Raw genomic sequence first — 25,684 nt, 5'->3', positions numbered from 1 at the left:
GCGATCACCTCGACCCTCACCGCGACCGTCCCGCACACTCCGGACAACGGCCAGGTGCCGGTCGGAAGGGGTCGCGATGAGCATGTTCGAACCGCTGACGTCGGGGTCCGGCGCCGAGGCGGCCGAGATGTCGGAGCACGAGCACGACATCCTCCTCATCGCCGGCAGCCGGCCGGAGGTGGCGCGGCTCGCCCCGGTGGCGTCCGCGATCGCCGCCGCGGACCGGATCCGCGGGATCACCGTCGCGACCGGCTCGGACCCGATGGGCGTGCACGAGACCTTCGAGGCGCTCGACGTCGCAACGGACATCACGCTTCTGCTGCCCGGCGACGTCGGTCCCGCCGTGGCGGACGTCGCTGCCGCCCTGCTGACCCGGCTCGACCAGCTGATGGTGGACCAGGACCCGTCGGCGGTGCTGGTGCACGGTGGCGGGCTGGCCGCGGCGGTCGCGGCGTCGGTGGCGTTCTGGCGGCGGATCCCGATCGTCCACATGCAGGCCGGCATGGGCACCGACGACCTGCTGTGCCCGTTCCCGCAGGAGGCGCACCGGCGGGTGATCGGCCAGCTGGCGTCGCTGTTCCTGACGACCAGCGGGTCCGCGCTCGGCAGCCCGCTCGGCCCGAACGTCCTCACGATCGGCGACACGGTCAACTCGCTTCCCGGGCCGTCCGACCGCAACTGCCGCGACGCCCTGCAGCGGGCACACGAGCAGCACCGCAGGCTGGTGCTGGTCGACCTGGAGCGGTCGTCGTCGCTGCCGGTGCTCGGTGGCCTCGCCGACCTGCTGGAGCGCTACCCGCGGATCGAGATCCTGGTGACCGGCTCGCTCGCGACCGAGGAACCGGCACTGTCACTGGCCGGGCATCCGCGGGTCACCGTCGTCCCCCGGCTGGACCTGCCCGATGAGCTGGCCGTGCTGGCCGCCGCGACCGTCGTCGTCACCGACGACCACGAGCTGGTGGTCGACGCGCCCGGGCTCGGCACGCTCGCGGTGTTGGTCGACGGCCCGAACGTGCCGCAGCCCGGCGACTCGATCCGCAGCATCGCCGCGCACGACGCGGCGGCGTCCGTCGCGCAGGTGATGGACGGCGACCACGGTCGTCGCCCCGCGTCGTCCGACGGTTTCGAGGCCGCCCGAGCGGAGCAGGCGGTGGCCTGGATGTTCGGCCTCTGCCGCTCGCCGCAGCTGGGCCCGGAGGTCACCTCGGAGTCGGGATCGGAGTCGGGTGCGGAGGAGTCGTCCGAGGCTTGATCGTCGATCGCTAGGGTGTCCCGGTGCTGCTCTCCGACGGTGACCTGCGCAAGGAGATCGATTCCGGGCGGCTGGTGCTCGATCCGTGGGACGTCGAGATGCTCCAGCCGTCGAGCATCGACGTCCGGCTGGACCGCTACTTCCGGGTGTTCCAGAACTCCCGCTACACCCACATCGACCCGGCCCAGCAGCAGGACGAGCTGACCACGCCGGTCGAGACGCCGGACGGTGAGACGTTCGTGCTGCACCCCGGTGAGTTCGTGCTCGGATCCACGTTCGAGCGGGTGGGCCTGCCCGACGACCTGGCCGGACGGCTGGAGGGCAAGAGCTCACTGGGCCGTCTCGGCCTGCTCACCCACTCCACGGCCGGGTTCATCGATCCCGGCTTCACCGGCCACATCACCCTCGAGCTGTCGAACGTGGCGAACCTGCCGATCACGCTCTGGCCCGGCATGAAGATCGGGCAGCTGTGCCTGTTCCGGCTGTCCAGCCCCGCCGAGCGGCCCTACGGCAGCGCGGGCGTCGGTTCCCGCTACCAGGGCCAGCGCGGCCCGACGCCGTCGCGGGCGTTCCGCAACTTCCACCGCACCGACACCCGCCGGACCTGACACCACCAGCTCGTCGTTCCGCGGCGTGCCGGCGCCGCGTCGCTACGCTGGTCACGATGGACGCCGACCGCAGCTCCCCGGAGAACGGGCCCGCCGATCCGTGGGCGACCGGACGCCGCCGCCCCGGCAGGCCCGACCGCGGCCGGCGGCCGGGTGACGGCGCAGCCGCCGGTACGCCCGGCGCCGGTGCGAACGACGCCGATACGCGCGACGCCGGTGCGCACGCAGCTGTGCGCGACGCCGGCGCGCACGCCGGTGCACGCGACGACGCCGAGCCCGGCTCCGCGATGGTCCACGTCCCGCGGGCCGGCGCCGCGCCGGACCGCGAGGACGACCGTCCCGGCCCCCGGGAGACGGGCGCCGCGCGTCCCACCGGGCCAGGCCCGGACGGCGATCCGTGGGCGCACTGGCGCAAGCTGCGCCCGCGCACCGTCCGCGGGGCGAGCGCGCTCGGCCTGGTCGGTGCCGCCGTCCTGCTGCTGCCGTTCCTCGACGATCCGGACCGCTGGTGGGTGCCGGTCGGGCTCGGCTTCGGCACCCTGCTGCTGCTCACCCTGTTCCGGCTCGACCGGCTGCTGAACGGCTGGGCCCCGCACGTCGCGGGGGTCGTGCTGGTCGGCGCGCTGCTGCAGGCCACGGCCCGGAACCCGTGGGCCTGGGGGCTCGCGCTGGGCGTCGGCGTGGTCGTGGCCGGGCTGCTGCTGCTCCCCCGCTGGAAGGTCCTGGCGGTGGGTGGGGTGCTGCTCGTCGTCTCCGGGGCGGGTTACACGTTCCGGTCCGCCGAGATCCGCCAGGACCAGGCTCGGATCGACGCTCAGGCCGGCGCCCAGATGCGCGCGGCGCTCGGTGTCGACCGGCCGCAGCTCGCGCTCGTCGCGCTCGACACCGGTGTCGCGGACGGGAACCCGGCGCGGGTCTGCCGTCTGGTGCAGGACCCGGCGATCGAGCAGCTCCGGCTCGCGACCGGTGCCGCGACCTGTGAGGACGCCATCGCCGTCCTGCACTCCCGGGTCCCCTCCGATGCCCCGATCACGACGCCGGACCGGCAGTCGGATCCGGACGTCCCGCCCGGCGGCAGCACCGTCGTCGACGGCTGCGACACCGCCTGGGGTGCCGCCGCCGGCCCGCAGCTGGGAACCGTGGTGCTGACCCGCACCCCCGCTGCGACGCCGACCTTCCAGGTCTCGTCCTTCACGCCCTGCTGAGCACCCGGATCACCGTCCCGGAGCCGCGGGCCGCGATCCACGCGGCCCGCGGCGCCAGGGCGATGATCAGTTCTCGGTCGAGCGTTCCCGCGCGGCCTGGTCGGGCGACGAGCCGTTGCTCGCTGCGCCGTTCGAACCCTGCTCGGGGGTCGGTGCGGTCCCGGTGCTCTCCGCGCCGTCGGTCCCGGACGGGACCTCCGACTCAGCCGGGGACTCAGCCGGGGCCTCGGCCGAGGGCTCGGGGGTCGGCTCCGGCTCGGGGGTCGGCTCCGGAGCCGGGTCCCCGCGGCGCACGGCGGCGAGCAGCATCTGCGAGACGTCCTGGACCTTGACGGCCTCACCGGCGGTCTGGTTCACACCGTCGGTCATCATCGTGCGGCAGAACGGGCAGCCGACCGCGAGCGTCCCGGAGGGCTCCGTGCCGTTGCCCGCCTGCTGCAGGGTCTCGGCGGCCTCCTCGGCGCGGGTGAAGTTGATGCGCTTGCCGATGCGCTCCTCCATCCACATCCGGGCGCCACCGGCACCGCAGCACATCGACCGGTCGCCGTGGCGCGGCATCTCGGTCAGCGTGGTCGTGCCGGCCGCCCCGGTGGCGTTGATCAGCGCGCGGGGCTCCTCGTAGACCTCGTTGTGCCGCCCGAGGTAGCAGGGGTCGTGGTAGGTGACCGGGCCGGTCTCCTCGCCCGCCGGGGCGGACACCGGCACCAGCTTCTTCTCCCGCACCAGCTTGTTGAGCAGCTGGGTGTGGTGCAGGACCTCGTAGTGCCCGTCGAGCTGCGGGTACTCCCGGCCCAGGGTGTTGAGGCAGTGCGGGCAGGTCGTGACGATCTTGCGGGTGCCGGTCTCGCGGCCCTCGAAGACCGTGTTGAGGGTCTCGACGTTCTGCTGGGCGAGCATCTGGAAGACGAACTCGTTGCCCGAGCGGCGCGCCGGGTCACCGGTGCAGGTCTCTCCCGAGCCGAGCACGGCGAAGTTCACCCCGGCCCGGTGCAGCAGCTCCGCGGTGGCCTGGATGGTCTTCTTCTGGCCGTCGTCGAACGCGCCGGCGCAGCCGATCCAGAACAGGTACTCGGTCTCGGCGTCCAGCTCGCCCTCGACGACCGGCACCTCGAAGTCGAGGCCCTTGGTCCACTCCAGGCGGTCCTTCGGGTTCTGCCCCCAGGGGTTGCCCTTGTTCTCCAGGTTCTTGAACAGCGAGTTGAGCTCGGTCGGGAACTCGGACTCGATCATGACCTGGTAGCGGCGCATGTCGACGATGTGATCGACGTGCTCGATGTCGACCGGGCACTGCTCGACGCAGGCCCCGCAGGTGGTGCACGACCAGAGGATCTCCGGGTCGATCACGCCGAGCACGTCCTCGCCGCCGATCAGCGGCCGCTCGGCCTCGGTGCGCGCGGCCTCGGGGATCGCCGCCAGGCGGGCCTCGGCGTCGTCGCCGGTGATGCCGATCTCGTCGCCTGCCATGTCCTTCCGGCCACCGGCGAGCAGGTAGGGGGCCTTGGCGTAGGCGTTGTCACGCAGCGCGTTGACCAGCAGCTTGGGCGAGAGCGGCTTCTCGGTGTTCCAGGCCGGGCACTGCGACTGGCAGCGGCCGCACTCGGTGCACGTGGTGAAGTCGAGCAGGCCCTTCCAGGTGAAGTCCTCGACCTTGCCCGCGCCGAACACGTCGGTGTCCGGATCGGCCTCCTCGAAGTCCAGCGGCTTGCCGCCCGACATCATCGGCTTGACCGCGCCGAGCGCCTTGCGACCGGAGTCCTCGCGCTTGAAGTAGATGTTCGGGAACGCAGTGAACCGGTGCCACGCCACGCCCATCGTCGGCGTCAGGGCGATCACGATCAGCCAGATCGTCGCGGAGAGCACCTTGACCGCGGCGAACACCGTCACCAGCGTCTCCGAGGGCGGCAGGATCGCCGCGAGCGCGGTGGAGACCGGGGCCGACCAGGTCGGCACGTCGAACGCGCCGAGCGAGATCTTCGCGCCGCGCACGACCAGGATGCCCAGCCCCTCGAGGAACACGATGCCCTCGACGAAGTAGGCCCGGCCCATGTTGGAGCCGTAGAACCGCGACAGCCTGCCCTGGCGGGCCGGGTTGTGCAGCTGGCGGATGACGATCAGCGCACCGATACCGACCACGGTGCCGACGCCGAGGATCTCGACGAACAGCGAGTAGACCGACCAGGTGCCGATCAGCGGCAGGTGGAACGTCGGGTTCCAGACCTCGACGAACGCCTCGACCAGCGCCAGGAACAGGCCACCGAAGCCGACCATCACCAGCCAGTGCAGGACGCCGATGTGGCTCCACTTGAGCATCCTGGTGTGACCCAGGGTCTCCTTGAGCATGGTCATGAACCGCGGGCCGAACGGGCCGACGCGGTCCGGAGCCGGCTGACCGAGCCGGATGATCGACACCATCTTCGCGACCGTGCGGCTGACCAGCACGACCGCGACGACCGCCGACAGCACCGTGATGGTGCCGAGCACATACTGCACCCAGGTCATATGGAGCAACCTCCCTTGAGAGCACCCGGCCCGAGGGCTGTGCGGGGCCGTGCCGACCTGAGACGGGTGGCGCCGGAGGCGCCGTCATCGCGGCGGAACGGGACGGGAATCATGTTTCGGTGACCGGGGAGTGCCTGGGAGGCGGGCGGCCGGGGGCACGGCGGACCGTGCCCCCGGGACCGGGCGGGCCTCTCCATCGCAGTGCCTCCTCGGACGTCGCCGTCGCGTTGGTGTGGTGGGACGCAACGGCGGTCGGGCGAAGGGTAGTGCTCGCCGGCGCGGCGCGTCCCGCACCACCGCGGGACGGGTCAAGCTTTGTTACCGAACAGTAGCCACCCTCGACCATGACATTTCCGGCGCCCTCGCCCCAGTCGACCGCCCGAAGGTGAGGCACGAGTCACGTCCGAGATACGGGGGGTCCATTCGGCCGACCGTGTCTGATCCGTTGCGGTGCGTGGCGTTCACACCGGGCGTACGGGCCACTCCTCTACTATCACCGTCGGGTCTCGTGGTCTACTCGCCTGCGGGAGCGACCGGGACAAGCGGATGCCGCAAGGAGGAGCTGTGATGACCTCGCTCGAGGCGATCCAGCTGGTGCTCGCCCAGGGCGAGCTGACGACCGTGAACCTCCGCGACTGGATCACGAACAACATCGTTCCGCTGGTTCTGCTCGCGATCGCCGTGATCCTGCTGTGGATCGGTGGCCGTGGGGACAACGCCGGCGTGGCCCGGCGGAGCATCGGGCTGTTGGTCGGGCTCGTCGCGCTGGGTATCGCCGTGACCGGCAGCGGTCCGGCCGTCGGTCAGGCGCTGGCCAACCTGCTCGTCTCCACGGGCTGAGCCGGGGCTGATCCGTGCTCGTTCGTACCGACGACGAGATCTACCGAGTCGATGCGGTCTGGCTGGGCCCGCCCCGGGCCACGTTCCCCTGGCGCGCCCGCTACGTCAGCTACGGCGTCGGGCTGCTCGTGATGATGCTGATCATGATGTTCCAGCGGCAGCTCGGGATCGGGCTGGACTTCATCTCGGTCGCCTGGGCACTCGTCGGCACCGTCGCGATCACCGGGTTCCTCGGTAAGAAGATCGACTACGAGCGTCCGCTCGGCCAGGTGCTCGGCCAGTTCTGGGCCGAGGTGACCGGGCCGCGGGCCGACCGGCGGCCGAGTGGTGGATCGGTGGGCGCCCGGCACGTCCGGATCCAGACCTCGCGCGCCCAGCCCGCGGCGGCGCTGCGCGCCGGCGCGACGACGCGGCCGTGGAAGGTCGCCGGGCGGGGCGCGCGGCCCGCGCTCGCCGACGGCGCCGTCCCCGCCCCCCGCGCCGGTTCCGCGGCCCACCCGACGGGAGCCGCCGCTGCGCTGACCGACGGTGCGGTTCCCGCCCCCGGCGCCACCGGCGGGCAGTTCGGGAAGCCGGTTGCCACGAAGGGCCCGTTCGTGGCCGACCGTGCCCCGACCGTGCCCGCCGTCGTCGACGGTGACAGCGCCGAGGGGCCGGGCTCCGAGCCGGCCGAGCCGCGCCGCGTCGTCCCGCCGCTCCCGGACCCGGTGAGCGCGCCGAAGCAGGGCCGCTTCCGCAAGGCGCGCGGCCGGATCGGCAAGCGCGGTCGCCGGACGGGTACAGCGGCCCGCACCCGTCAGTCCGAGCCCTGGCGCAGTGGTGGCCACCGTGGCCGCACCTGAACGAACCTCCCGCCGGGCGCGCAGGCGTGGCCGTGCCCGGGCCGGTGAGGGCGGGTCGGGCTACACGCCGTCGATAGCGCTGCGGTCGATCGACGGCCACCTCACGCGCACCGGCACCCAGGTGATGGCCTGGTACCGGCTCGCCGCACAGGCCTGGAGCTTCCGCAGCGACGGCCAGCGCGAGGTGCTGATCCGGCAGATCGCCGCCCAGCTGGGCGAGATGCAGGGCCGCTGGCTGCACATGCGGGTGACCACCCGGCCCTACCCGGTGCACATGTGGGCCGAGTCCTTCGACCAGAACGCCATGGGCCGGATGCCCGACGTCCCCGGCGCGCTCGGCTGGGACGGCTTCCTGGAGGGCGAGCAGCGCCACCTGATGGGGCTGTCGATGGCCGACAAGGAGGTCTTCCTCGGTATCGAGGTGTCCGGCCGCGGACTGCTCGACCGCTGGGTGGAGCGGGCCGCGCCGGTGCTGGACCGGATCGCGCCGTCCGCCGTGCGTGCCGAGCTGGCCGCGCTGGAGTCCGAGGTGAACCACCTCGACGTCCTGGTCGCCGGGTCCGGGCTGGACGCCGTCCCGGCCAGCGCCGAGGACATGGCGTGGCTGATGCACCGCTCGGTCGCGCTCGGGCTGCCCGCGCCGCGCGGGCTGTCGTCGGTCCCGCGCGGGGTCAGCACCTGGGAGGCCGAGGACCTGGCCGCCTTCACCGAGGGCGTCGACCTGCACCAGGAGCCGTACGCGCCGACCGTGCAGGTGGTCGGGCGGATGCGCTCGCAGACCGTCTCCCGCAATGTCGCGGTGCTCTCGCTGGGCCTGATGGAGGGCCTGCGCATCCCGGAGATCGACGACCCGTGGATGCAGCACTCGGACCGGCTGCCGTTCCCGGTGGAGTGGTCGGCCCGGATGTACATCCGCCGCCCGGAGGACGTCACCGGCGAGCTGCAACGCCAGATGGGCAAGGTGCGCAGCCAGATCCGGCACTACACGCACGACCACGACCTCGATCCGCCGATGTCGCTGGCCCGCCAGGCCGACCGGGTGCTCGAGGTCGAGGACGAGCTCACCACCGGGCTCACCCAGCTCAACACCAGGCTCTACGGCTGGTGGCGGATCGCCGTGTCCGGCCGCGACGAGGCCGAGGCCACCACCCGCGCCCAGCAGGTCGTCGACCTGTACCGGCCCAAGGTGCAGATCGAGCACCCGGAGGCGCAGTACCGCTACGCCCGGGAGTTCATCCCGGGTGAGCCGCTCGCGTCGACGGCGTACCGGCGCCGGGGCAGCGTCACCTGGGCGGCGTCCGGGGTGCCCGCGGCGACCGCGAGCGTCGGCGACCGGCGCGGCATCATGCTCGGCGAGACCTGCACCGCGACCCGGCGCCCGGTCGCCTGGGACCCGTGGCTGGCCCAGGAGGTCCGGCGGGCGTCCGGGCTGACCGCGATCGTCGGCGGGCTCGGTTCCGGCAAGTCGTTCCTCACCGGCCTGGTCGTCTACAAGACGCTGCGCGCCGGGGCCCGCTGGACGGTGCTCGACCCGTCCGGCCCGCTCGCCGAGCTGGCCCGGCTGCCCGAGCTCGCGCCGTTCTCCCGGCACATCAACCTGCTGCGCGCCGACCCGGGCATCCTCAACCCGTACCGGGTGGTGGCCGAGCCGCGCCCGGACCACTTCGCCGACGACGAGGACCCCGAGCGCGCCTGGAAGCGGGAGCGATCGCTGGCCGCCGCCACCCGGCGACGGCTGGTGCTCGACGTGCTCTCCGGCCTGCTGCCCTACGAGATCTCCCGGCAGCCGCACACCCGGATCGTGCTGCTGCGTGCGGTGCGTGAGGTCGGCGGCGCCCCCGACCGGCATCCCGGCATGGTGATCGACACGCTGCGCCGGCACGCGGCGGAGGGCGAGGACCACGCCGGCGTCGTCGCGGACTTCCTCGACGAGCGTCGGGAGCTGCCCCAGGCCGCCCTGCTGTTCCCGGACGAGACCCGCGCCGACCCGTGGCACGCCGACCGCGACTACCGGCTCACGGTGCTGACCATGCAGGGTCTGTCGCTGCCGCGCCCGGGCAGCCCGCGCGAGGAGTGGACCGACAACGAGGCGCTCGGCGTCGAGCTGCTGAACCTGGCGTCCTGGCTGACCCAGCGCACGATCTACGACGCCGACCGCAACCTGCGCAAGGGCGTCGCGCTGGACGAGACGCACTTCCTGTCCCAGGTGCCCACCGGCAAGGTGCTGATCGACCGGCTGGCCCGCGACTCCCGCAAGTTCAACGTCCGGGCGTTGTTCGCCTCCCAGCTGGCCGGTGACCTGCTGCGGGTCTCCGGGTTCGCGTCGCTGGTGAACGCGGTGTTCGTCGGCCGGACCGACGACGAGGAGGCGCAGTCCGAGGCGTTGCGGCTGCTGCGGGTGCCCACCGACGTCGGCTACGAGGAGATGCTCGGGACGCTCTCCCCGCGCCCCCGGCACGACGACCGCCCGGACGACACCCCGCGCCAGTTCGTGTTCGCCGACGGACACGGTGGCGTCGAGAAGATCCGGATCGACCTGGAGGCGCCGCACCTGGAGCACATCCGGGACGCGCTGGACACCAACCCGGACGCCGCCCGCGTCAAGCCACGGGCCGCCGGACCGGCCGGCCCCGAGCTGACCGCGCCGGACGAACCGACCCCGCTGCCCGCCGCGCCGCGCCAGCCGCCGCCGTCGGCAGTCGTCCCCGACCTGGACGGCGACGACATCGACCTGCGCGGCGCCGACACCCGGATCGGCCCGGTCGGCGACGCCGATCCGGTGCTGGTCGGCGGCGTCCGGGCGGGGGCCGTGCAGGTGGTCTCGGCCGATGTGCTGGACCGGGCCGATCTCGACTCCGCGGAACTGTTCGACGACGAGCAGCTCGATCTGCTCGACGAGCTCGACGACGAGTGGGTGGTCGACGAGCCGCGCACCGGGCAGGATCCCCGGCCCGATCCCGACGGTGACGGGCGGTGACGGGCGGGCTCGACCCGTCCGGAGGCGCCGGTCTCTGGGTGGTGCTGGGTGTACTGCTGGCGGCCGTCCTGGTCTCGGTCCGGCAGTCCCGTCGTTCCCGGCGGGGCCGGACGACCGGGCCGGCGCGTCCCCGCCGGCGGGCGGCACTCGTGGTCGCCGCGCTGGTCGGCGGCACGCTGCTGATCGGCACCCCGGCGTTGGCCCAGGCACTGGACTGCAAGACGCCGCCCGAACCGGACCGCCCCGGCACCGGTCTGGTCGGCTCGCTGGACCGGCCGAGCGCGCTGCACGGTGAGGCCGGATCGGTCTACGAAGAGGTCGGCTACGCCGGCCTGGTCTGGCACAACTACGACCTCGGCTGTGCCGCGTCGGGGGTGCTGAACCCGTCGGTCACGACCGACACCTGGCTCGGCAACCAGGCCTTCAACCTCGCCAAGCTCACCGTCGGTGGCGTCAACTGGGCGCACTACCTGATCGCCGACGGCGGCGCACTGTTCGAGCCGATCGACAACGTGATCACCACCGCGACCCGCGCGATGTACGAGACGGTGTTCACCACCTGGGTCGGCCTCGCGCTGCTGGGCTTCGCGATCATCGTGCTGCTGCTGGCGATGCGCGGGGAACTGGCGAAACAGGCCCAGCGCACCGGGATCGCGGTGCTCGCCCTGATGATCGGATCGGCGGCGTATCTCGCCCCGGTGGACTGGTCACGGGCGGCCGATGATCTGCTGCTCGACGGCGTCACCCAGATGCAGGAGGGCTTCCTCGGCCAGATCGGGCTCGGCACCCGGGACACGTTGCCGACCGTGCTGGTCGACCAGGTCGCCTACCAGAACTGGCTGCGCGGGTCCTTCGGCGCACCGGACGTACCGCAGGCCCAGGAGCTGGGCCGCGACCTGCTGCGGGCGCAGGCGTTCACCATCGACGAGATCGACCAGGGGCTGGACACCACCGAGACGGCCGAGCAGAAGAAGGCCGACTACGCGGCGATCGCCGACCGGATGGGCGACCGCTACAGCTACTTCACCGGGGCGTCGGGCAGCCGGATCGGGGCGGGGACGCTCGCGCTGATCCAGGCCGCCTGCATCGCGCTGTTCCAGCTGCTGGCGAAGGTGCTCGTGCTCGTCGCGCTGCTGATCATCCGGCTGCTGGTGGTGTGTGCGCCCGCGGTCGCGGTCGTCGCGTTGCTGAAACCGGACGTCATCCCGGCGATCCTGCGGATCACCGGGGCCGCGGTGGTGAACACTCTCGTCGTGGGGGCGCTGGCGGGGCTGCACGCGTTGCTGGTGGTGTCGCTGTTCGCGCCGGGATCGGGCGTCGATCTGTGGCTCGCGCTGCTGGTCACCGGGGTCGTGACGCTCGTGCTGTGGGCGGTCGCGCGGCCCTTCCGGCGGCTGGTGTCGATGGTGTCGCTGACCCGGGAGCAGTTCGGCGGGATCGTGCCCGGTGTCGCCGACGGGCCGATGTCGAAGGTGTGGAACCGGATGCGCGGCCCGCTGCCCGGTGAGGAGCGGCAGAGCCGCTGGTGGTCCGAGCGGGGCCCCGGGAACGGCTCCGGTGACCCCGACGCGGTGCGTCCCGAGGCGGAGACCGTGTCCGGTCCGGGTGCACGGACCTGGCGCCGCCGGGCGTCCGGGGACACCGTGCAGAACGCCCGGCTGGCCGAGCCGCGGCGCGCCGGGCTCCCGATCGGGGCGTCCGGACGCCCGGACACCGGCTCCGGTGTCCCCGGCCGCACCGATCCGGGCGAGATCGACGACCGGTCCATCTACCGGCGCGCCGATCCGCTGCCGCGCCGGCCGGGCGACCCGACGCCGGTGACCCCGGAGCTGGTCGACGGCGTGCCCGTCTACAAGATCTACCGGCCGCGGGCCGCGCGGACCGCAGGCGACGGGCGGAGCGACCGTGCCCGTTAGGTCCTCGCGCGGCCGGGCGGCCGCCTACCGTTCGGTCTGGCAGTGGCCGCTGCGCTCCCCGCTGCGGCTGGCCGTCAGCGTCGTCGTGCTCGCAGGTCTGGTGTTCGGGCTGGTGTCGCTCGGCGGGCAGCTCGGTGGCGGATCCGGCGGCGGACTGATCGCCGGCGGCGGCGGGCAGCAGGGGTGGGACTCCGGCGGCTCCGGTGTGTCCGCGACCCCGACGCCGACGATGCTCCCGCCGGTCGCCGAGCTCACGCCCGAGGCACTGCCGCCGGAGCAGGCGTCGCCGCAGGCTCTCGAGGTGGCGCGGGTGTGGGCGTCGGCGTGGGTCAACCATCCCGAGGGCACGACGGCCGAGCAGTGGCTGGCCGGGCTCCGGCCCTACACCACCGACGAGTTCCTCGGCGTGCTCGCCGGTGTGGACCCGGCCAACATCCCGGCGTCCCGGGTGACCGGATCGGCGACACCGCTGCGGGCCGCACAGCGCAGCGTGGAGGTGGAGGTGCCGACCGACACGCTGCGCCTGACGATCCTGGTCGTGGACACCGACGCGGGCTGGAAGGTGTCCCGCTACGACCGGGTGTGAGCACCCCGTTCACCCGGGCACTGCGCCCGCTGCGGCTGCTGTTGCCGTTCGTCGCGATCGCGCTGGCCCTGGTGCTGTTCCTGACCGTCGGGTTCCTGGCGTTCAGCCCGAACGTCACCGGGCGTCAGTCGTCCGGCGCCGAATGGTGCGACACCGGGATCTCCACGGCCACCGTCGGCCGCGGGGGCGGCGGCGCGACCATCGAGACGTTGAGCGACGAGCAGCGCGCCAACGCCACCGCGATCATCTCGGTCGCCAAGGAGATGGAACTGCCGCCGCGCGCGTGGCTGGTCGCGCTGGCGACGGCGATGCAGGAATCCACCCTCCGCAACATCAACTACGGGGACCGTGACTCGCTGGGCCTGTTCCAGCAGCGGCCCTCGATGGGCTGGGGCAGCCCGGCCCAGGTCACCGACCCGGCCTACAGCAGCCGGATCTTCTACGAGCGGCTGCTGGAGGTGCCGGACTGGGAGCGGATGCCGGTCACGGTGGCCGCGCAGACCGTGCAGCGCTCGGCGTTCCCGGACGCGTACGCCAAGTGGGAGGGCCTGGCCGCCTCGATCGTCTCCGAGATCGGCGACGTCGCCAACCCGGCCGGCTGCGAGCCGGGGACGACCGGTGCGCTGCCACCCGGCGCGGCCGGTGCGGCCATCGGGTTCGCGCTCGGCGAGGTCGGCAAGCCCTACGTGTGGGGTGCGACCGGGCCGAACGCCTACGACTGCTCCGGCCTGCTGATGCGGGCCTACGAGGCGGCCGGGATGACGATCCCGCGGGTGTCCCGCGACCAGTACCGCTCCGGCGGGCACCTGCCGGTCCGCGAGATGCAGCCGGGTGACTTCCTGTTCTACGCGCACGACACCTCGGACCCGTCGACGATCTACCACGTCACGATGTACATCGGCGACGACAAGATGGTGGAGGCCCCGAACCGGGATCACCCGGTCCGGGTCCAGCCGGTCCCGTGGGACTTCGGCGACCTCGTCCCGCTGGCCACCCGGCCGGGGACGACGCCGAACCCGGCGTAGCCGCCGTGGTGCGGCCCGGCTGGTCAGAGGGTGCCGCTGCGCAGTAGCGCCTCCCGTGCGACCGTCTCGGTGTCGCCGATGTGCCGCAGGGTGATTGCGGTGACCAGCGCAGCGTCCCGCTTGCGGTAGGCCTTGACGAGCTCCTTGTGGTCCTCTCGTGCCCGGCGGCGCCGGGTGGGGTCGGTGGTCACCGACAGCCCCACGTAGAGAGAGGAGACGTCGGCGAGTCGTCGCATGATGGCGCGCAGATGCACCTGCCCCGAAGTGCCGTCGAGCAGCCGGTGCAGCCGGCGGTTGTCCTCCACCCAGCGGGTCGAGTCGCTGCGCAGCGACATCGCGGAGGCAATGGCCTCGGCGTCCTCGATCTCCTCGTCGGTGATCGTGCGGACCCGTTCGCGAGCGGCGATCGGGATCAGCGTCCGCCGGATCTCGTAGACCTCGTCGAGCTCGGCCAGGCTGACCTGGTGCACCGTGGCGCCACGGAACGGGTCGAAGTCGACAAGGCCCTGACTCTCCAGCTCGCGTAGCGCCTCGCGTACCGGCGTGACGCTGACCTCGAGGTTTGCTGCGAGCTCTGCCTGGACCAGCCGGCTTCCCGCCGGGAGCACACCGGAGACGATGGCGTCCCGCAACCGCTCGGTGACGTCGCGATGGGCGGTGCGGACGGCGCTCGGGCCAAGGCCCGGTCTCGACCCGGTGGTCTTCACATCACGCCTCTCTCGTCGTCGGTCGGCGCGGACGGTGCCGGCGGGGCCACCCGATGTGGCGCCGGGCTAGAGGAATCGTGCCGTACCCGCCGTCTCGGCGGCGAGCACGGTCCCGGCGAGCGGGACGCCGAGGAACGCGGCGCGCCTGCTCTCCTGGCCGGGCCAGAGCCCGGCCGGCCCGGTCCCTGCCGGATCGACGACGATCCGCGAGTCCGGCAGCCCGGCGGCGGGGCGGAACACCGCGGCGGCGGCGGTCGTCGCCTTGGCGAGCGCGGCGGGCAGGTCCAGGACGCCGTCGGCGACCAGCTGCAGCAGCGCGGGGAGCAGGAACTGCTCGCTGTCCAGTCCCGGGCCGTCGTTGCCGTGGACCGGTGCATTGTGGTCGCTGGCGATCAGGTCGACCCGGTCGGTGACGACCTCGCGCAGCCCGTCCCGGTCCGCGCCACCGGGTACCGGCGGGAGCACGTGCAGATCCCCGGCCCGCCCGGGCGTGATCTCGACCAGGAAGTGCGGCGAGGTCTGGCAGGTCGAGTCGGGCCGGGCCGCGACCTGCTCGGCCATCTCCCGTGATGTGACGTGCCGAAAGTGCACGGGACCGGCGTGTTCCGCGGCGACCTGCTCGAAGCTCGCCCGGTCGTAGAAGTAGACGGCGGCCCGGCAGCCGGCCTCCCAGACCGCTTCGAGGTTGGGCCGGAAGAAGGGGTCGTTCGAATAGAGCTTGATCGTCGGCATCCACGTCTCGCGGATCTGTGCCCCGTGGTCGCGCAGCCAAGCCGCGAAACCCGCGCCGGACGGGCTGTCGGACACCGACAGGATCGGCAGGACCAGGGGGAACGTGGTCGCGGCCAGGAAGGAGGTCACGGCCTCCAGGCTGCGGGTGCGGACCAGGTGCCACGGCAGCGCGGTAGTGACCGCGGTCGCGCCGCCGGCCAGCGCCCGCCACCGGTCCGACTCACGCAGGCCGAGATCCAGGACCGGAAGGTGGCTGTCGGCGTCGTAGAGCCCGGGCAGCACGTGCAGGCCGGCCCCGTCGACATCGGTCGTGGGCCCGGCCGGTCCGGGCACCTCCAGCCGGACGTCCTCCCGCTCGCCGCTGAGTGGGTCGAGCACGTCGTGCAGGACGACCGTGCGGCCGGTCGGCGACGTCGTCGCGGGTGTCCGGGTCACCGGAGTCGGAGCGGGCACTGAGGTCACGGACCTTCCATCGGGGGGATCGTTCGTCAGATCATATATGTTCTTCGGCGGCCTGGAACCCCTTCTGCAATGCGTGACTGTATCGCTGCAACCTGCGAAGATGCTGTGTTTCGGAAACGTGAACAAGTGTTTCGGCTTGGCTCCCGGACTGGACGCGAGCAAGGGGATCAGCGCAGCTTTCATATATGTTGCGAGAACTGAGAGGCCGTCGATGACCGCGGATCTGGCGGTGCGGATAGGGCGGATCGAGGCCCGGGACGCCGTTCGCAGGCTCAAGGCGGCTTACATGCAGGGGCTCGACGACCGGCGGCGCGGTGGGGTGGCAGACCTCTTCTGGGAGGACGCGGTCTGGGAGGCCCTGCCCGACCGGGTGCCGGAGGGCGATCCCGCGATGCCCGGGGGCGCCGAGCGCATCGTCGGCCGCGAGGCGATCGCCGCGTCGTTCGAGGACGCCGCCGCACGGATGGGGTTCACCGCTCACTTCCTCGGCAACGAGGACGTGACGGTGGACGGTGACCGCGCGGTCGGCCGCTGGAAGCTGCTGCAGGCCTGCACCGCGGGCCGGGACACGGCGTTCTGGCAGGCCGGGGTCTACGTCGACGACTTCGAGTGCCGGGACGGCGAGTGGCGCTTCGCCCACCTGCGGCTCGCGCTCGACTTCCGGACGCCGTACCCGGACGGCTGGGCGAACAAGCGGATGTGGGAGCTCCCGGGGCGGGTCCGATGAGGCTCGCGCGGTTCGTAGCGGGCCCGGAACGCGGTACCGGGCTGGTCGACCCCGATGCCGGGACACTGCGTCCGGTCCGTGAGCGGCTCGCCGATCTGGTCGCCGGGGCGCTCCCCACCCCGGACGGCCGGACGCTCGAACTCGCCGGGGTCCGCCTTCGGTCACCGCTGGCGGAGGACTGCCGCGGCCTGCTCTGCACCGGCATCAACTACACCGAGCACCAGGCCGAGTCGGCGGAGGTGTTCGTCGCCGCCGCACCGCGGCACCCGATCGTCTTCTTCAAGACCCCGGCGGCGGTGGCCGACCCGGGTGGCGTCCTGGAGCTCGACGAGCGGATGTCCGCGGAGTTCGACTGGGAGGTCGAGCTCGGGGTGGTGATCGGCGTCGGTGGGCGGGCCATCCCGGTGGCCGAGGCGGGGAGGCACGTGTTCGGCTACACGATCGTCAACGACGTCACCGCCCGTGACGTGCAGCGCAGGCACGAGCAGTGGCACCTGGGCAAGAACATCGACGGGGCAACCCCGGTCGGGCCGTGGATCGTGACCGCAGACGAGGCGGGCTACCCGCCGGACGTCGACATCGAGCTGGCGGTCAACGACGTCCCGAAACAGCGGGCGCACACCACAGACATGATCTTCAGCGTCGCCGAGCAGATCGCGGTGATCTCCCGGTACGTCGCGCTGCGTCCGGGAGATGTGATCGCGACCGGGACCCCCGCCGGCGTCGGCTTCACCCGCTCGCCCGCCGAGTTCCTCCGCGACGGTGATGTCGTCGAGGCCCGGATCGACGGTATCGGGCTGCTCCGCAACGAGATCCGCGTGACCCCGGCCGCACCGCGGGCGGCCATGACACAGGTGGAGGTGGCGTGATGACCCCGACGACGACCGTCGGTAACCGGGTGGTGCGGACGGCGGGCAGGACCGTCGGTCTGTACTCGCCCGCGGTGGTGATCCCACCGGGAGTGCACACGGTGCACATCAGTGGCGTGCTCCCGGTCGACCTCGACGGAGGATCGCTCGGCGAGGGCGACTTCGAGACGCAGATGCGGACGGTCTTCCGGCTGCTCGGTGAGACGCTCGCGGCCGGCGGCTCCTCCTTCGTCGAGCTCGTGAAGATGACGACCTACCTGGTCGATCCGGGGCACATCGACGACTTCTACCGGATCCGGGAGGAGTTGTTCGACGGGATCTTCCCGGAAGGCCGTCCACCGGGAAACACCCTCCTGGTCGTGCAACGGCTGGTGCGCCCGGATTTCCTGATCGAGATCGAGGGCGTCGCGACGTCCCCGACCGGACCTGAAGGAGCGGACGATGAGCTCGTCGGCTGAGGAGCAGACATTCCCGAGCGGCTGTCGGGTGGTCGGTACAGGGGCGCTCGTCGCGGACAACGCGGCGGACGCCGGAGGTGCCTCGGGTGCACTGGCCAGGGGCACCGCCACCGCGGCCGCCGGGATGTGGATGGGCACCAGCGTCCTCCCGGCAGGCCGGGGCGGCGGCCTGCACCACCACGAGGACCAGACCACGATCGTCTGCATCGTCTCCGGGTCCATGCGGTTCATCGTCGAGGGCCCCGGTGGCACGGAGGACTTCTTCGCCGGTCCCGGCGAGATCGCCGTCATCCCAGGCGGGCTCGTGCACCGCGAGGAGAACCCGGGCAACGAGGACTGCGTCTGCGTGGTCGTCCGCAACTCCGAGACTCCGACCGTCGTCAACGTCGCCTGATCCGTCCGAACCGACCGATGGAGCACCGATGAGCCTGATCACCCCCGAGGTCCGCGCCATCCTGGACGGCCTGCGCGAGTTCGGTGGCGACTTCACCACCGCGCGGACGATGCCGGCCGCCGTCTACACCTCCGAGGAGTTCTACGAGTTCGAGAAGGAGGCGATCTTCGCCCGCGAGTGGCTGTGCCTGGGCCACGTCAGTCAGGTTCCGGAGAGCGGTGACTACTTCACCGTCACCGTCGGCGATGAGCCGTTGATCGTGGTCCGCGATCGGTCCGGCGAGATCGGGGTGATGTCGGCGATCTGCCAGCACCGCGCCTACCCGGTCGTCGAGCCCGGTTCGGCGGGCAGCACGAAACAGTTCCGCTGCTCCTACCACTACTGGGCATACGGCCTCGACGGCAGGCTGGTCGCCGCACCGGAGATGACCCGGACCTGCCCGATCGCCGAGCTGCGGGCAGAGACCCGGCTGCCGCAGCTGAAGGTGGAGATCTGGCACGGAATGATCTTCGCCAACATGGATCCGGCCGCCGCACCGCTCGCGCCTCGGCTGGCGAAACTGGCGCCCGAGATGGAGGCCTATGACGTCGCGAACCTGAGGGCGATCAACCATCTCGAGTATCCGGACCAGCCGTGGAACTGGAAGGGCATGCACGAGAACGCCCTCGAGCCGTACCACACGTCGTTCGTGCACATGGGCTATCACGACGTCGCCCCGGCATCGATGGCCGAGTTCGTCGAGTGGGACGACACGGACGGCCAGATCATGCACCCGACGAACTACCGGTGGATCGACGCTGGCTTCAACCCGACCGGCAAGAGCGTGCTGCCGATCCTCCCCGGGCTGGACGAGAAGCGACGCAGCCGGATCATGTTCGCCTCGGTGCTGCCCACCGTGTTCTTCGCGCTGAGCCCCGACCAGGTCTTCTACTTCCTGATCACCCCCGAGTCGGCGGGCCGGATGACCCTCCGGATGGCGTGGCTGTTCCCGGAGAGCTCGCTCAAGGCCCCCGGGTTCGACTGGGCGTTCGAGATGCAGAACGCGGTCAATGCGGTGATCAACGACCAGGACATCACGACGAACACCCGTATGCAGGGCGGACAGCGGTCGCGGTACGCCAATCGCGGCCGGTACAGCTGGCAGGAGTCGACACTGCCGCAGATGAACCGCTGGCTGACCCTGCGTTACCAGGCATACGCGGACTCGCTCTCCGAGCGGGCCGGCTGACCGGCGGCAGGACCGTGGACACACGCACAGCGGCACTGCCCGCACGGACCGCGGAGCGTTCCAACGCGGCGCGGGGCGCTCGTCGCGACGCCGTCGCCACGACGGTGGGCTGCATCCTCGTCGCGGTAGCCACCGTCGCGTTGTGGGAGCTCGTGAAGCTGGTCGCGGGGCTGGACCGGACCCGGCTACCGCACGTCTGGGAGGTTCTGGCGCACTTCGGGGAGCGCACCTCGCAGGGCGAGATCGAGCTGATCTTCCTGCTCGGCAACCTGTGGGTCACGGTGCGGTCCGCGCTGATCGGCATCCTGTGCGCGCTGCTGGTCGGCGCTGCGCTGGGTGTGCTGACGGCCAAGCGGCCCGTGCTCGGCCCGAGCCTCATGCCGCTGCTCATCCTGAGCCGGGCACTGCCGCTGGTGGCGCTCGCACCGCCGCTGGTGATCCTGTTCGGGCCCGGCTGGGCTGCGGCGACGATCATGGCGACGCTGGCCGGGTTCTTCCCGGCCGTGGTCGCGGTGGCGCGCGGCATCGGAGAGGTCCCGATCGCCCAGCGGGAGCTGCTGGACAGCTTCGGCGCTCCGCGGCGGCGGCAGTTCACCGTGCTGGAGCTGCCGGCTGCGCTGACCCACACCAGCGCGGCGATCCGGACCGTCACGGCCTGGGGCGTTCCTCGGAGCCGTCCTCGCGGAGCTCCCGTCCGGCACGCAGGATGGGATCGCGGCGGTAGTGCTCGCGGCCAGCCAGTACTACTCGTACCGCCCGGAGCCGATGTGGTGCGCGGCGCTGGTCGTGGCCGGCGGGGGTGTGGCGCTGGTGTACCTGGTCTCCTGGCTTGTCCGGGCCGCCGCCAGGGCCGCGCTGCGGACCACCTACCTACCGGCGGGAGCCGAATCATGACCATCACCCGTGACCCCGCCACCGGGACCCGAACCGCGATCGAGTTCTCCCGGGTCGGCAAGACCTTCGACCCGGCGGCCGGCCCGGTGCTCGCCGGTCTGGACCTCACGATCGCCGACGGCGAGTTCGTCTCGCTCGTCGGGGCGTCCGGCTGCGGGAAGTCCACCCTGCTCCGGCTGGCGGGCGATCTGACGTCACCGACCGACGGGGCGGTGCTCGTCGACGGCAGAGAGGCTGCGCTCGCCCGCGAGCGGCGGGAGGTCGGGGTGGTGTTCCAGAGCCCCAACCTGTTGCCGTGGCGCAGTGTGATCCGCAATGTCGAGCTCCCGCTGGAGCACACCGGGGTGACCCGGGCCGAGCGTCGCGAACGGGCGATGGCCCAGCTCGAGCTGGTCGGCCTCGCCGCAGCGGGGGGGAAGTACCCGCAGCAGATCTCCGGCGGCATGGCCCAACGGGTCGCGATCGCCCGTGCGCTGGTCTACGAGCCCCGGATCGTCCTCATGGACGAGCCGTTCGGCGCGCTCGACGAGATCACCAGGGACCGGCTCAACCTGGAGGTCCGCGATCTCTGGGCACGGACCGGGAAGACCGTGCTGTTCGTGACCCACTCCGTCCCGGAGGCGGTGTTCATGTCCTCCCGAGTCGTCGTGATGGCTGCCGGGCCCGGCCGGGTCGGCGGGATCATGGAGATCGACCTGCCGGAGCGGCGTACCGCGGCGACCACGACCACCCCGGCCTTCTTCGACGCGGTGACCCGTGTCCGGACGAGCCTGTCGGCGCACATGGGCGCGTCGTGAACGCCGCCCCGGCGGAGCGGTACGCGCCGCGGGCGGCCACCCGGTGGCTGACCGTCCCGGGCACGGTGCTGCTGCTCATCCTGTTCGTCGCGGCCTGGTCGGCCGCGATCCGGATTCTGGCGATCGGACCGCTGACCCTGCCGTCGCCGTCCGGGGTACTCGCCGCGGTCGCCGACAAGCCCGGCGTCTACCTGCGCAACGGATGGAACAGCCTGGTCGAGGCGGTGCTGGGGCTGGGTGCCGGCGTCGTCGTCGGGATCTCCGTCGCGGGGCTCGTCGTGCGCCGCCGCACGGCCAGGGCGGTGTCGGCCGTGTACGCCTCCGCTCTGATGGCGGTTCCGGTCGTCGCACTCATCCCGCTGGCCAATGCGGTCTTCGGGTTCGGCATGCTGCCGCGGGTGGTCGTGGTCGCGATGGCCGTCGGCCCGCTGATGTTCACCTTCGCCCTGAACGGCTTCTCCGCGGCCGACCCGGGGACCGTGGAACTGTTCCGCAGCATCGCCGCCTCCCCGGTCCGGGTCGTCTGGGCGCTCCACCTCCCCGCGGCGATGCCGCACCTGATGAGCGGCCTGCGGGTCGCCGCCCCGACATCCTTCACCGTCGCGCTGCTCGCGCAGTACTTCGGCGGGAGCCTGGAGAACCTCGGCACCTACATCAAGAGCGCATCGGTGCAGCTGCGCGTCGACAACCTGTGGGGCGCGGCCCTCACCGCGTTCGTGTTCTGCGCGGTGCTCTTCTGGCTCGCCATCGCGCTCGACCGGATGCTCGTGCGCCGACACTGACCCGCTCCGGGCGGAACGTCCCCCGACCGCCCGACTCGACACTTCACAAAGGACATCATGATGCGCAATCCCGGGCTTAGGTTGCTCGCTGCCCTCACCGCTTCGGCCGCACTCCTCACCCTCGCCGCCTGCGGGAGTGGGGCTGGTCCGGAGGCCGACGGCACCGACGGTCTCCAGCCGGTCACCCTCGCGCTCGGCTGGGTCACCCAGGCCGAGTGGGCCGGTTACTACGCCGCCCAGGAACAGGGCTTCTACCGGGAGGCGGGGCTCGACGTGACGATCCGGCCCGGTGGGCCGGACGTCAGTGCGCAGCAGATCGTCGGATCGGGGCAGGCCGAGCTCGGCACGGACAGCTTCGGCAACACCCTGAGCGCGATCGACCAGGGCGCTTCGTTGAAGGCGATCGCTCAGACCACGGCCCGGCCCGGGTACGTGATGGTGTCGAGGAAATCCGCGGGCATCGAGTCCCCTGCGGACTGGGTCGGTAAGCGGATCGGTTCGTGGGCCGGTGACCAGAAGCTCTACGCGACGATGGCGAAGTACGGGATCGACCCGGACACCGACGTCACGATGGTTCAGCAGGGCTTCGACATGAACCAGTTCCTGGCCGGCGACGTCGACATCGCCTCCGCGTACGCGTTCAACGAGCTCGGACAGGTGCTGGCATCGGGGATCCCGGCCGAGGAGCTGAACGTCTACTCGTTCGCCGAGGACGACACCTCGGTCGCGGAGGACGGGATCTTCGTCAACGGTGACTTCCTGGAGTCCAACCGCGACGACGTCGCCGCGTTCGTCACCGCGTCGATGCGCGGCTGGGCCTACTGCCGGGACGCCGCCGAGCACTGCGTCGAGCTGGTTGTCCAGCAGGGAACCGCGTTGGACGCCGACTTCCAGACCTATCAGATGAACCAGATGAACCAGCTGATCTGGCCGTCGGTCGCGGGGCTGGGCAGCATCGACGAGGAGTGGTACCAGCAGTCGATCGATCTGCTGCACCGGTATGGCGTGATCAGCCGGGAGCTGCCGCTCGACGAGGTCGCCGATCTCGCGCTGAACGAGGCGGCGACCGCCGCGTTGAACGGGGTCGACCGGATCGGGGAGGGCTACAGTTCCCCTGAGCTTCCGGCCGACCTGCTCACCAGGGGCTGAGCCGGTCCGGCGGGGCTCCGACGGCGTCGTCCCGCCGGAACACGTGGCCGGGGACGACGCCGAACCCGGCCTAACGCAACAGCGCCGTCAGCTCCGCGACCAGGGTCGGGGCGTCGATCGGTCCGGCGTGCACGGTCGCGCCGCCCGCCGGCGGTCCGCCGATGACGTCGGAGGTGGGCCGGCGCTGGTAGTAGCAGCCCTCGGCGGTGGCGTGCACCAGCAGCACCGCCGGTGCCCGGCGCCCGGCCGGTTCCGTCCGGCCGGCGCCGAGCTGGGCCAGGCCCCGGACCTCCCCCATCCGCGCGACCAGGTCGGCCTCGGCGCCGGAGCAGCCGCGCCGCAGCAGCTCGGCCGTCCAGCGGGTGCGGTCTCCGGCCGCCGCGGCGGCCTCGGCGAGCACCCGCACCGGGATCCGCACGGTCGGACCGGGGCCGGGGGTGAGCGGCCCCAGCAGCTCGACCAGCGCGGTCGCCGCCTGCTCCGGCCGCACCCGGAGCAGTGCGACGTCATCGCCGATCCGGCAGGCGAGCACGGCCCGGCCGGTCCGGTACCCGACGAGCGCCTGCTGCGGGGTGGGTGGAGAGACGACCAGATCGTGCTGGAACTCGGGGGCGGCGACGGTGCGCAGGTCGTCGACCAGGGTGGGGCGGAAGCCACCGGCGTCGAGCAGCCCGCGCGCGGCCAGAGACCGGGTCGCCTCGCGGACCACACCGGCCCGCTCGACATCGGTCGGTCCGGGGCTGAGCAGCCCGAGCACGGCCGGGCCGCGGCCCAGGTCGAGCAGGTCGCGGGCGACGTCGAACTCGGCGGCGCTCAGCACGGTCGCCCGCCGCCAGTCGAGCACCGGCCCCGGCACACCGGGGCGCGGTGTCCGGTCGGTCACCGGTGGTCCTCGTCGGGGCCGAGAACGGCGTCGGTGGCCCGCACGTCGATGTCGAAGACCTCGTCGGTGTGGACGACGTAGCGGTTGCGGTGGTCCTGGCCGTCCCGGGCGCCGGCGCCGGCGCCGGCCATCGGGCCGTAGCCACCCGGGGCGCCGGAGCCGCGGGGATCCGCCGGCCGGCCCGATTGGGCGGGATCGATCGGGCCGCCCCGGGCGCCGGGCGGGCTCCACGCGGTGCCGCCCCGCCCCGGTGGGGCGTGCTGGTCGGACCCACCCGGCACGCGTCCGGGGCCGGGGCCGGGGGCCAGCTGGTTCTGCCGGGCCCGGTCGGCGAAGTCGCGGGCGAGCTGGTCGCGGACACGCGAGTCGCTCGGGCCGGGCATCGGGCCGTACGGCGGAGCGAACGGGCCTGCCGGCCGGTCGGGGGTCCACTGCCGCTCGGGTATCGGGCCGGGTCCGGGTCCGGGCGTGCGTTCCGGCGGGACGGGTGCGACCTCGGCCTGGGTGACGGTGTCCGGCCGCGCCGCGACGGGCGGATCGAGCGGATTCGGCCCGGCCGGGCCGTACTGCTCCGGGCCACTGGGACCCCCCGGCCCGGGGCCACCCGGTCCGGGAGCTTCTGGTCGGGGGCCGCCTGGTCCGGGGCCACCCGGTCCGGGAGCTTCCGGCGCGGGGCCGCCCGGTCCGGGGCCGCCCGGCCCGATGTCCTCCGGCCCGGGGCCGCCCGGTGGTCCGCCGGGACCCGGTGGGCTGGGCGTCGCGGTGCTGGGACCGGAGGACCCGGTGCCCGGCGGCAGCGTCCCGCCACCGCCGCCACCACCGCCCTGCGGCCCGGCTCCGGCGCCGGGCGGCGGAGGCGGAGTGGCACCGGAGAAACGGTCGTCGGCTGCGGACGTCTCGGCGGCGTAGCGGTCCAGCGCCCGGTTGGCGACCTCGTCGTTGGCCAGGTTCCGCTCGGCGATCGTGACGTGGTCCGCGCCGTTCCCCCACAGCGAGTGCCACGCCTCCGAGGTGTTGTCGACCGCGCGCTGGAACCAGCTGTGGTCGGCCGGGTTCACGTAGCTGATCTGCCGGCGCATCGACTCGAAGGAGTTTCCGTGGTCGACGAGACGCTCGGCGCCGTTGCCGGTGACGACCGCGGTGTCCGCCATGCCGGAGGCGGTCGTGGTGAGCGAGCTCCTGGCGGCGTCGGAGGCCATGCCCTGCCAGGCGATGTCGAGGTCGGTGATCCTGCGGTCGGTCGCGACGCTCGACTCCTCGAGTGAGCCGGTGAGGGACCGTAGTCCGTCGGACACCGGCAGGGTCGCCGCGATCCCGGGCTGCCCGTCCACCCAGCCGAACTTCGTCGCCATGTCGAAGGCGGCGAAGTTGTAGCAGCGGATCACGGCGTCCCGCCTGCACCGGGTGTGTCGGGAGAGGCGTGCTCCGAACGAGTGGACGACGGCGACGAGCTGAAGGATCCCTTCAGCTGCTCCTCGGTGAATCCGTAGTGCCGCGCGGCCTCGGCGAGCCTGTCGGTCGCCTCCCGGAGCTCGGCCACGTGAGCCCAGTGGACGGCCTTGATCTCCTCGATCTTGGTTCTGAAGCTCGCTGCTGCCTGGAGGGACACCGGATCACGGCCGCACGGCCCGAGGTTCAGCTGTCGCTCGGCCCGGCCGAGCGCAAGTTGCATGGAGCCGAGCTGAGCGACGAGGACGTCCCGGACCTGGAGAACGTTGGAGACGTCGATCTGGAGGAGGAGCCCGTCGGAGGCGCTGCCACGAGGGAGGTGCGCAGGTGAGGACATGGCCGAAACCTACGAACGACGGGCACCGAGCGCGGACCATCTCCCGGATGCTGTTGCGATGGTGAA

At 72.4% G+C, this 25,684-nt stretch carries 23 protein-coding genes; 17 read left to right on the top strand and 6 right to left on the bottom strand.

Annotation, left to right across the window (positions count from 1 at the left end):
• Nucleotides 1-76: 76 nt before the first annotated feature.
• From Pdca_RS32915 to Pdca_RS32905, 3 genes are read left to right on the top strand one after another with little or no spacing between them, the layout of a single operon-like run.
• Nucleotides 77-1,252 carry a UDP-N-acetylglucosamine 2-epimerase gene (locus Pdca_RS32915; RefSeq protein WP_158092250.1) on the top strand — a complete coding sequence of 392 codons (1,176 nt, stop codon included), beginning with the start codon at nucleotides 77-79 and terminating at the stop codon, nucleotides 1,250-1,252.
• A 23-nt stretch (nucleotides 1,253-1,275) separates the two neighbouring features.
• On the top strand, nucleotides 1,276-1,860 hold the full coding sequence (gene dcd, locus Pdca_RS32910; RefSeq protein WP_085914601.1) for a dCTP deaminase: 585 nt from the start codon (nucleotides 1,276-1,278) through the stop codon (nucleotides 1,858-1,860).
• Nucleotides 1,861-1,916: 56 nt separating this feature from the next.
• Nucleotides 1,917-3,065, top strand: coding sequence for a hypothetical protein (locus tag Pdca_RS32905; RefSeq protein WP_085914600.1), 1,149 nt, complete (start codon nucleotides 1,917-1,919; stop codon nucleotides 3,063-3,065).
• Between the two features lie 66 nt (nucleotides 3,066-3,131).
• Here Pdca_RS32905 and Pdca_RS32900 read toward each other — a convergent pair whose 3' ends face one another.
• Complete coding sequence (locus Pdca_RS32900) at nucleotides 3,132-5,564, bottom strand: (Fe-S)-binding protein (protein ID WP_085914599.1); 2,433 nt, start codon at nucleotides 5,562-5,564, stop codon at nucleotides 3,132-3,134.
• A 567-nt stretch (nucleotides 5,565-6,131) separates the two neighbouring features.
• Here Pdca_RS32900 and Pdca_RS32895 point away from each other — a divergent pair.
• The 6 genes from Pdca_RS32895 to Pdca_RS32865 are packed head-to-tail and all read left to right on the top strand — an operon-like array spanning nucleotide 6,132 to nucleotide 13,750.
• Nucleotides 6,132-6,404: a hypothetical protein gene (locus Pdca_RS32895; protein ID WP_085914598.1), complete on the top strand. Its 273-nt coding sequence runs from the start codon at nucleotides 6,132-6,134 to the stop codon at nucleotides 6,402-6,404.
• Between the two features lie 14 nt (nucleotides 6,405-6,418).
• Nucleotides 6,419-7,246 carry a hypothetical protein gene (locus Pdca_RS37305; RefSeq protein ID WP_232021323.1) on the top strand — a complete coding sequence of 276 codons (828 nt, stop codon included), beginning with the start codon at nucleotides 6,419-6,421 and terminating at the stop codon, nucleotides 7,244-7,246.
• On the top strand, nucleotides 7,224-10,223 hold the full coding sequence (locus Pdca_RS32880) for an ATP-binding protein (RefSeq protein ID WP_232021754.1): 3,000 nt from the start codon (nucleotides 7,224-7,226) through the stop codon (nucleotides 10,221-10,223). Before Pdca_RS37305 ends, Pdca_RS32880 begins: the two co-directional genes overlap by 23 nt.
• Complete coding sequence (locus Pdca_RS32875; RefSeq protein WP_085914595.1) at nucleotides 10,220-12,139, top strand: hypothetical protein; 1,920 nt, start codon at nucleotides 10,220-10,222, stop codon at nucleotides 12,137-12,139. Before Pdca_RS32880 ends, Pdca_RS32875 begins: the two co-directional genes overlap by 4 nt.
• Complete coding sequence (locus Pdca_RS32870) at nucleotides 12,129-12,725, top strand: hypothetical protein (RefSeq protein ID WP_085914594.1); 597 nt, start codon at nucleotides 12,129-12,131, stop codon at nucleotides 12,723-12,725. Before Pdca_RS32875 ends, Pdca_RS32870 begins: the two co-directional genes overlap by 11 nt.
• Entirely contained in the window at nucleotides 12,722-13,750 is a 1,029-nt protein-coding gene (locus tag Pdca_RS32865; protein ID WP_174824340.1) for a C40 family peptidase, read from the top strand. Before Pdca_RS32870 ends, Pdca_RS32865 begins: the two co-directional genes overlap by 4 nt.
• Before the next feature lie 23 nt (nucleotides 13,751-13,773).
• On the opposite strand, the gene Pdca_RS32860 is transcribed toward Pdca_RS32865, so the two are convergent.
• Entirely contained in the window at nucleotides 13,774-14,457 is a 684-nt protein-coding gene (locus Pdca_RS32860; protein WP_085914593.1) for a GntR family transcriptional regulator, read from the bottom strand.
• A gap of 66 nt (nucleotides 14,458-14,523) precedes the next feature.
• The gene (locus Pdca_RS32855) at nucleotides 14,524-15,642 is read right to left on the bottom strand and encodes a hypothetical protein (protein ID WP_125911653.1); all 1,119 of its coding nucleotides are present in this window, start codon (nucleotides 15,640-15,642) and stop codon (nucleotides 14,524-14,526) included.
• Nucleotides 15,643-15,862: 220 nt separating this feature from the next.
• Between Pdca_RS32855 and Pdca_RS32850 the strand changes: the two genes are divergently transcribed.
• Genes Pdca_RS32850 through Pdca_RS32815 form a run of 8 tightly spaced genes read left to right on the top strand, consistent with a single transcriptional unit; the run spans nucleotide 15,863 to nucleotide 22,949 of the window.
• Complete coding sequence (locus Pdca_RS32850) at nucleotides 15,863-16,378, top strand: nuclear transport factor 2 family protein (protein ID WP_158092249.1); 516 nt, start codon at nucleotides 15,863-15,865, stop codon at nucleotides 16,376-16,378.
• Entirely contained in the window at nucleotides 16,375-17,247 is an 873-nt protein-coding gene (locus Pdca_RS32845; RefSeq protein ID WP_085914590.1) for a fumarylacetoacetate hydrolase family protein, read from the top strand. Before Pdca_RS32850 ends, Pdca_RS32845 begins: the two co-directional genes overlap by 4 nt.
• The gene (locus Pdca_RS32840) at nucleotides 17,247-17,705 is read left to right on the top strand and encodes a RidA family protein (RefSeq protein WP_085914589.1); all 459 of its coding nucleotides are present in this window, start codon (nucleotides 17,247-17,249) and stop codon (nucleotides 17,703-17,705) included. Before Pdca_RS32845 ends, Pdca_RS32840 begins: the two co-directional genes overlap by 1 nt.
• Nucleotides 17,689-18,099 (top strand): cupin domain-containing protein, encoded by a 411-nt coding sequence (locus tag Pdca_RS32835; RefSeq protein ID WP_085914588.1) that lies wholly within the window; start codon nucleotides 17,689-17,691, stop codon nucleotides 18,097-18,099. The genes Pdca_RS32840 and Pdca_RS32835 overlap by 17 nt, the downstream gene beginning before the upstream one ends.
• A gap of 28 nt (nucleotides 18,100-18,127) precedes the next feature.
• Nucleotides 18,128-19,327 (top strand): aromatic ring-hydroxylating oxygenase subunit alpha, encoded by a 1,200-nt coding sequence (locus Pdca_RS32830; RefSeq protein WP_085914587.1) that lies wholly within the window; start codon nucleotides 18,128-18,130, stop codon nucleotides 19,325-19,327.
• A 14-nt stretch (nucleotides 19,328-19,341) separates the two neighbouring features.
• Nucleotides 19,342-21,018 carry an ATP-binding cassette domain-containing protein gene (locus Pdca_RS32825; protein ID WP_170205951.1) on the top strand — a complete coding sequence of 559 codons (1,677 nt, stop codon included), beginning with the start codon at nucleotides 19,342-19,344 and terminating at the stop codon, nucleotides 21,016-21,018.
• A complete protein-coding gene (locus Pdca_RS35905; RefSeq protein WP_158092247.1) occupies nucleotides 21,015-21,800 on the top strand; it encodes an ABC transporter permease in 786 nt (261 codons plus the stop codon). The genes Pdca_RS32825 and Pdca_RS35905 overlap by 4 nt, the downstream gene beginning before the upstream one ends.
• 57 nt (nucleotides 21,801-21,857) lie before the next feature.
• The gene (locus tag Pdca_RS32815; protein ID WP_085914584.1) at nucleotides 21,858-22,949 is read left to right on the top strand and encodes an ABC transporter substrate-binding protein; all 1,092 of its coding nucleotides are present in this window, start codon (nucleotides 21,858-21,860) and stop codon (nucleotides 22,947-22,949) included.
• Nucleotides 22,950-23,019: 70 nt separating this feature from the next.
• Here the strand turns inward: Pdca_RS32815 and Pdca_RS32810 are convergent, their stop codons facing one another.
• Genes Pdca_RS32810 through Pdca_RS32795 form a run of 3 tightly spaced genes read right to left on the bottom strand, consistent with a single transcriptional unit; the run spans nucleotide 23,020 to nucleotide 25,618 of the window.
• Complete coding sequence (locus Pdca_RS32810) at nucleotides 23,020-23,832, bottom strand: ESX secretion-associated protein EspG (RefSeq protein WP_158092246.1); 813 nt, start codon at nucleotides 23,830-23,832, stop codon at nucleotides 23,020-23,022.
• The gene (locus Pdca_RS35900; RefSeq protein ID WP_158092245.1) at nucleotides 23,829-25,217 is read right to left on the bottom strand and encodes a hypothetical protein; all 1,389 of its coding nucleotides are present in this window, start codon (nucleotides 25,215-25,217) and stop codon (nucleotides 23,829-23,831) included. The genes Pdca_RS32810 and Pdca_RS35900 overlap by 4 nt, the downstream gene beginning before the upstream one ends.
• The gene (locus tag Pdca_RS32795; protein WP_085914582.1) at nucleotides 25,214-25,618 is read right to left on the bottom strand and encodes a PE domain-containing protein; all 405 of its coding nucleotides are present in this window, start codon (nucleotides 25,616-25,618) and stop codon (nucleotides 25,214-25,216) included. Before Pdca_RS32795 ends, Pdca_RS35900 begins: the two co-directional genes overlap by 4 nt.
• Nucleotides 25,619-25,684 lie beyond the last annotated feature (66 nt).

It is taken from the genome of Pseudonocardia autotrophica, assembly GCF_003945385.1.
In the GTDB taxonomy this organism is placed as follows: Bacteria; Actinomycetota; Actinomycetes; order Mycobacteriales; family Pseudonocardiaceae; genus Pseudonocardia; species Pseudonocardia autotrophica.
Note: the sequence above shows the minus strand (reverse complement) of the source record. Positions and strands in the feature narration are given on the sequence as shown.

Coding starts and splice junctions, on each gene's coding strand:
- Pdca_RS32915 (WP_158092250.1), top strand. CDS start 77: ATGAGCATGTTCGAACCGCTGACGTCGGGGTCCGGCGCCGAGGCGGCC.
- Pdca_RS32905 (WP_085914600.1), top strand. CDS start 1,917: ATGGACGCCGACCGCAGCTCCCCGGAGAACGGGCCCGCCGATCCGTGG.
- Pdca_RS32900 (WP_085914599.1), bottom strand. CDS start 5,564: ATGACCTGGGTGCAGTATGTGCTCGGCACCATCACGGTGCTGTCGGCG.
- Pdca_RS32895 (WP_085914598.1), top strand. CDS start 6,132: ATGACCTCGCTCGAGGCGATCCAGCTGGTGCTCGCCCAGGGCGAGCTG.
- Pdca_RS32850 (WP_158092249.1), top strand. CDS start 15,863: ATGACCGCGGATCTGGCGGTGCGGATAGGGCGGATCGAGGCCCGGGAC.
- Pdca_RS32845 (WP_085914590.1), top strand. CDS start 16,375: ATGAGGCTCGCGCGGTTCGTAGCGGGCCCGGAACGCGGTACCGGGCTG.
- Pdca_RS32840 (WP_085914589.1), top strand. CDS start 17,247: ATGACCCCGACGACGACCGTCGGTAACCGGGTGGTGCGGACGGCGGGC.
- Pdca_RS32835 (WP_085914588.1), top strand. CDS start 17,689: ATGAGCTCGTCGGCTGAGGAGCAGACATTCCCGAGCGGCTGTCGGGTG.
- Pdca_RS32830 (WP_085914587.1), top strand. CDS start 18,128: ATGAGCCTGATCACCCCCGAGGTCCGCGCCATCCTGGACGGCCTGCGC.
- Pdca_RS32815 (WP_085914584.1), top strand. CDS start 21,858: ATGATGCGCAATCCCGGGCTTAGGTTGCTCGCTGCCCTCACCGCTTCG.
- Pdca_RS32795 (WP_085914582.1), bottom strand. CDS start 25,618: ATGTCCTCACCTGCGCACCTCCCTCGTGGCAGCGCCTCCGACGGGCTC.